This window comes from Shewanella sp. 10N.261.52.F9, from assembly GCF_041471165.1.
Taxonomy (GTDB): domain Bacteria; phylum Pseudomonadota; class Gammaproteobacteria; order Enterobacterales; family Shewanellaceae; genus Shewanella; species Shewanella marinintestina.
On sequence record NZ_JBFRNX010000049.1, the window covers coordinates 1,663 to 3,913 of the forward strand.

Sequence of the window (2,251 nt, forward strand, 5' to 3'; positions counted from 1 at the left end):
AGCAACGAGCAACGAGCAATGAAAAATGCAGTAATAGAGTTATCACTCATCGTTAAAATGCTGGCGGTGTTATTTGAGAGGGTAGTAGAGTACCTATATAGAAGTGTATCTGTTTTAGATCAATGATGAGGACCCATATGCTGTTATAACGTATTACTACATCGCAAACAGATTCACTCTGAACCATAGCTCATGTTCGTTAAACGCCCAGCTTGTTATTGGTTGCCTTTATATAAGCAGGTTAGTGTGGCTTGAGAATTACCTTCTGTTGATACTTTTATTGTGAAAGGGCGTATCAAGAGATAATACAAGTGATGGTTTGAGAGTAGTGCTGAGGTGGTAATTGAGTGTTTGATGCACTGGTTTATGCCACAAAATGCACCATAAAACAGTAGATCTATTTTCCCTAGCTCTTTTGGCTGTTAGAATATGCGCCACATTCATTAGTACAGTCTATTATTTAGGCTTTCTACATAGGTCAATGTCCATTATGACAGTTAAGACGCGTTTTGCTCCAAGCCCTACCGGCTTTTTGCACGTTGGTGGTGCTCGTACAGCACTTTATTCATGGTTATATGCACGCGCAAACCAAGGTGAGTTTGTGTTACGTATCGAAGATACCGATCTTGAGCGTTCAACTCCAGAAGCGTGCGCAGCAATTTTAGAAGGTATGGAATGGCTTAACCTGAATTGGGATGAAGGTCCTTACTATCAGACCAAGCGTTTTGATCGTTACAACGAAATCATTGCACAGATGTTAGAGCAGGGCACTGCATATAAGTGTTACTGTAGCCGTGAGCGTATTGAGACAATGCGTGAAGAGCAAGCTGCTAATGGCGAACAACAAAAGTATGATGGTTGTTGTCGTGATAAAGCACCACGTGATACTGATGAGCCATTTGTTGTGCGTTTCAAAAACCCAACAGAAGGTAGCGTTGTATTTGACGATCACGTACGTGGCCGCATTGAATTTGCAAACAATACACTAGATGATTTGATCATCGCTCGTACTGAAGGTACTCCTACTTATAACTTCTGTGTAGTTGTTGACGATTGGGATATGGGGATCACCTGTGTTGTTCGTGGTGAAGACCATATCAACAATACACCACGCCAGATCAATATTCTTAAAGCATTAGGTGCACCAGTACCTGAGTATGCTCATGTATCGATGATTTTAGGTGATGATGGCGCTAAGCTTTCTAAGCGTCATGGCGCTGTTGGTGTTATGCAGTACCGCGATGATGGTTACTTACCTGAAGCACTACTTAACTATTTAGTGCGTTTAGGTTGGTCTCATGGTGATCAAGAAGTGTTCTCTATTGATGAGATGAAGCAATTCTTTAGTCTTGATGATATCAACAAAGCCGCTTCTGCTTTTAATACAGATAAGCTGATTTGGTTAAACCAGCACTATATTAAAGAATCTGATCCAGAATATGTGGCTTCACATCTTGAATGGCACATGGCTGATCAAAACATTGATACAAGTAATGGTCCAAAACTATCTGAAGTTGTTTCTGCATTATCAGAACGTGCAAAGACACTAAAAGAACTTGCAGCTTCTAGCCGTTACTTCTTTGAAGATTTCGCAGAGTTTGACGAAACAGCAGCTAAGAAACACTTAAGAGGTGTTGCACTAGAGCCACTGCAGTTATTCCAAACTAAATTAGCTGGGCTAAATGAGTGGACTTTAGAAGCTATTCATCAAGCAATTGAAGATACTGCTGCTGAATTAGAAGTCGGCATGGGTAAAGTGGGGATGCCATTACGTGTAGCTGTAACAGGCGCAGGTATGTCTCCTGCTGTTGATCTAACCATATTCTTGGTTGGAAAGGCCCGTACAGAGCAAAGAATCTCCAAAGCGATTGAATTTGTAGCAAATAGAATAAATTCGTAAAAAACGGGTTGACTCTTTTGGGTGCGCTGCATAGAATGCGCCACGCAGTTGAGACACAGCCAACGAATAGTTCGCGGTGCACTCAAAAGTGATTTAGTTAGTGAGGGGCCTTAGCTCAGCTGGGAGAGCGCAACACTGGCAGTGTTGAGGTCAGCGGTTCGATCCCGCTAGGCTCCACCATCTAACTTATTTAAAGCGTTGAGTTTTAGCCTACAGAACTTGATGAGTATTCACTCTTTGCAGAGTCTAATGCAGTCCGGGTCCCCATCGTCTAGAGGCCTAGGACACCGCCCTTTCACGGCGGTAACAGGGGTTCGAATCCCCTTGGGGATACCACTTATTTAAAGCGTT

1 protein-coding gene and 2 tRNA genes are annotated in these 2,251 nt (G+C 42.6%); all 3 read left to right on the plus strand.

Translation table 11 applies throughout. The features are described 5' to 3' along the window. The first annotated feature begins 490 nt into the window (after window positions 1-490). The 3 genes from gltX to AB4298_RS21185 all read left to right on the plus strand — a co-directional run bounded on the left by gltX (window position 491) and on the right by AB4298_RS21185 (window position 2,236). Window positions 491-1,900, plus strand: coding sequence for a glutamate--tRNA ligase (gltX, locus tag AB4298_RS21175; RefSeq protein WP_220783507.1), 1,410 nt, complete (start codon window positions 491-493; stop codon window positions 1,898-1,900). A 104-nt stretch (window positions 1,901-2,004) separates the two neighbouring features. Beyond that, a tRNA-Ala gene (locus AB4298_RS21180) sits at window positions 2,005-2,080 on the plus strand. Window positions 2,081-2,160: 80 nt separating this feature from the next. Then, window positions 2,161-2,236: transfer RNA gene (locus tag AB4298_RS21185), tRNA-Glu, on the plus strand. Window positions 2,237-2,251: the final 15 nt, after the last annotated feature.